This window comes from Pseudomonas sp. (genome assembly GCF_049645325.1).
GTDB lineage: Bacteria > Pseudomonadota > Gammaproteobacteria > Pseudomonadales > Pseudomonadaceae > Aquipseudomonas.
Genome location: NZ_JBARTQ010000086.1, coordinates 1 through 3,211, shown reverse-complemented (window position 1 = coordinate 3,211; position 3,211 = coordinate 1). Strand labels below are relative to the sequence as shown.

The 3,211-nt window shown below is 59.4% G+C and carries 4 protein-coding genes; 3 read left to right on the top strand and 1 reads right to left on the bottom strand.

Annotation, left to right across the window (positions count from 1 at the left end; translation table 11 throughout):
• Positions 1-558 precede the first annotated feature (558 nt).
• From WBB95_RS03655 to WBB95_RS03645, 3 genes are all read left to right on the top strand, one after another.
• Positions 559-963 (top strand): TraR/DksA family transcriptional regulator, encoded by a 405-nt coding sequence (locus WBB95_RS03655; RefSeq protein ID WP_010564800.1) that lies wholly within the window; start codon positions 559-561, stop codon positions 961-963.
• 95 nt (positions 964-1,058) lie between these two features.
• Complete coding sequence (locus WBB95_RS03650) at positions 1,059-2,741, top strand: methyl-accepting chemotaxis protein (protein WP_424486339.1); 1,683 nt, start codon at positions 1,059-1,061, stop codon at positions 2,739-2,741.
• Between the two features lie 115 nt (positions 2,742-2,856).
• Complete coding sequence (locus WBB95_RS03645) at positions 2,857-3,060, top strand: hypothetical protein (protein WP_424486338.1); 204 nt, start codon at positions 2,857-2,859, stop codon at positions 3,058-3,060.
• A 6-nt stretch (positions 3,061-3,066) separates the two neighbouring features.
• Here the strand turns inward: WBB95_RS03645 and WBB95_RS03640 are convergent.
• Positions 3,067-3,211: DUF2789 family protein (locus WBB95_RS03640; protein ID WP_424486340.1), on the bottom strand; the 145-nt coding region annotated here is incomplete at its 5' end.

The following is a 3,211-nucleotide window of genomic DNA, read 5'->3' as shown; positions in this document are numbered from 1 at the left end:
CTCCAAAGCCTGCGTGAGGGCACACCGAGCCGGAGGCGAGGTGCCGAGTGGAGGGGCAAGAGCGCTTTGGTTACTTTCGCGCTTTTCGAAAGTGACCCGCTGTAAGAGCGGAACCCCTATCAGCCATCACCCCAAAACCGGATATGCACTCAAAACCCAATGAAAGAACCACCGAACTCAAAACCACCACAGGCGCAATCTCTATGACCACACGTTCCGCTGGCAGTCCTGACGCACCAACCCCGGCCGCCTAAGTTGATCTTTATCCAGCCGTTCTAACCGTTTGTCTTCTATATACCTCCACAACACTGAATTTCTTGCTATAAACGCACTCCGATGACCATTCGCCGAGCCCGTCCTGGTGCTTTTAAGGGTTATCTCGGAAAAAATGCCTGTCTTTTCAGTTGCTGCGCCCTCAAGTCGGCCTTAGACTGCCGCCCCTCGTAAATTGAGTGCCGGGTGGCGCTTGGAATGGATGGCGCCTTTCCGAGACCTGCAGAGGTCGGCCGGAACGCTCCCTTATTCGCCTTAATGCACGTATTTTTTATAGAGAAATCAATGACAAAGGAAAAGTTGCTGGCCATGCCGGCGGATGACTACATGAATGCCGAACAGCACGCTTTTTTTGAGCAGTTGCTGCAAGACATGAAAGTGGAACACCACGAGCGCATTGAGCAGAACCGCATCGCTATCGAAAGCCTGGACACCCCGGCTGACCCGGCTGACGCGGCTTCCGTTGAAGAAGAGCGCACCTGGCTGGTCAATGCCATCGACCGCGACCAGCGTATGCTGCCGCAGCTCGAGCGTGCCCTCGAACGCATCAAGGAAGATTCCTTTGGCTGGTGTGATGACAGCGGCGAGCCTATCGGCCTCAAGCGCCTGCTGATCAGCCCGACCACCAAATATTGCATCGAAGCCCAAGAGCGTCACGAGCAAATCGACAAGCACCAGCGCCAAGCCTGATGCCTTGAAGCCTGGCGTCGCGCCTGCGATGCCCAGGGAAATACCGGTTACGCCCGCGTCTATTGATCTGCTGCAAGTCACCCCACTAAAGGCCCATGGATAATGGCCTGATAGTGGCGTTTAATGCAGACACAATAATGACAAGCAGTGGGGTAACGACGATGGCTGGAGACGGATCTCTGATGGGCGCAGCAGTGCCACCGCACACGGTGGCGCGCGCGCTGCCCGGCTGGCTGACGCCGCTCTTGCAGAGCACCGCCCTGGTGCTGGTGCTGTTGGGCCTGGTGTTTGCCGGCTTGCCGCTATACCTCTGTGTGCCCTTGGCCTTGCTGGTGATCTGGCTGCCCTCCCTCAAAACGCGAACGTCCCGTGCGGTGCCTGCACAGGCTGGCGATACGATGGGCGAGCTGACCCGCGACCTTTCCTACACGACCAGCCATAACGCTCTATCAGCTGCCGGCGTGGCCTATTCGGTCAAGCAACTGGCGGCACGCTTGCAGTCGCAACTGAGTGCGGCCAAGCAGATCGTCAGCAGTGCCGAGGTGATGATCAGCACCGAGCAGGTGACTTCGCAGCTCAGCCGCCAAGCCCTGGGGGCGGCCAGCCAGGCTCATCAGCGCAGCAACCAAGGGCGTGAAGTGCTGGCCCAGTCGATCACGCGCATGCACCAGCTCAGCCAGCGTGCGAACGCCAGCCGCGAGTTGATCGAGGCGTTGAGTCAGCGCAGTGAAGAAATCCAGCGCGTCACGTTGGTGATTCAGTCCATTGCCAGCCAGACCAACCTGTTGGCGCTGAACGCCGCCATCGAAGCGGCGCGCGCCGGTGAGCACGGGCGTGGGTTTGCCGTGGTCGCCGACGAAGTGCGCGGCCTGGCCGGGCGCACGGCCACAGCCACTGATGAGGTCGGGGTGATGGTGGCCGACATTCAGCAACGCACGGCCCAGGTGGTGGAGCAGATTCGCCAGTTGTCGGCAGACCTGCATATCGGCGTCGAGCAGGTGGAACATGCCGGGGAGCATTTGGAAAACATCGCCAGCCTGGCGGCGGATGTCGAAGGGCAGGTCAGTGAGATCGCCCAAGGCACCGACACCAACCGCACGCAACTCGACAGCCTGTTCCACGCCGTGGAGCAGATGCGCAGCGATTTGTCGGTGAGCGACCAGCAGACGCGCCAACTGGCCGACGTGGCCGTGCAAATGGAAGGGCAGGCGGAAACCATCAGCGAGCGGCTGGCGGAAGTCGGGCTGGATGACTATCACCAACGCATCTACGACTTGGCCCGCGAAGGGGCCAGCCGCATTGCCCAACAGTTCGAGGCCGATGTGCTGCAAAACCGCATCAGCCTGAACGACTTGTTCGACCGCAGCTACACGCCGATCGCGAATACCCACCCGAGCAAATACCACACGCGTTTTGATGGCTACACCGACCAGGTCCTGCCCGCAATTCAGGAAGCGCTGCTGCCGCGCCATGAAGGGCTGGTGTTTGCTATTGCCTGCACCCCTCAGGGTTATGTGCCGACGCACAACAAGGTGTTTTCCCACGCGCTTACCGGCGATGCTCAGGTGGACGCGGTGCAGAACCGCACCAAACGCAAGTTCGAAGACCGCACCGGCATTCGCTGCGGCAGCCATCAACAGGCGGTGCTGCTACAGACCTATACCCGGGATACGGGCGAGTTGATGCATGATTTATCCGTACCGATCATGGTCAACGGCCGCCATTGGGGCGGCTTGCGCCTGGGCTATAAACCGGAAGGGGCAAAGGCGGCACGCTAGGGATTGTTGCTGTTTATGCAATGCAGCTATTCCGTAGATAGCTTTTTCCAACTGGAAGAAAACCGTAGCATGGGCAACATTGTTAGCAAGCTAACTAATAGTGCGGAGAAGCCCCATGCAAAACAAAGTCGATGTCGCCGTGATGATCGGCAGCGGCGTACCCGAAACCCTGCGTGCGTTAGGCCAGAAAGCCTGTTGGGTCGTGCTGCTCAATGGCGAGCAGCGCGGCACGGCATATGCCAGCCGCGATGAAGCCGAAGAGTGCCGGGCTGCCTGGCAAGCGTTGTTACAGCTGGAGCAGTCAGACAGCCTGCATTAAGCTGAATTACTGCGGTTGATGCAGCCGCTGGTTCAGCTCATCCACCGCAATGGCCCAATCGGCGTCCTCGCGCAGTTCTTCCTTGAGAAACTGCGCCTGTTGCGGCGTCCAGAAAGGCGCGTCGATCAACTTCACCGATTCAGGTAGCGGG

What these genes read in the sequence shown, in the direction of transcription:
- WBB95_RS03655 (WP_010564800.1), top strand. Translation starts at nt 559, where the DNA reads ATGACAAAGGAAAAGTTGCTGGCCATGCCGGCGGATGACTACATGAAT.
- WBB95_RS03650 (WP_424486339.1), top strand. Translation starts at nt 1,059, where the DNA reads ATGGATAATGGCCTGATAGTGGCGTTTAATGCAGACACAATAATGACA.
- WBB95_RS03645 (WP_424486338.1), top strand. Translation starts at nt 2,857, where the DNA reads ATGCAAAACAAAGTCGATGTCGCCGTGATGATCGGCAGCGGCGTACCC.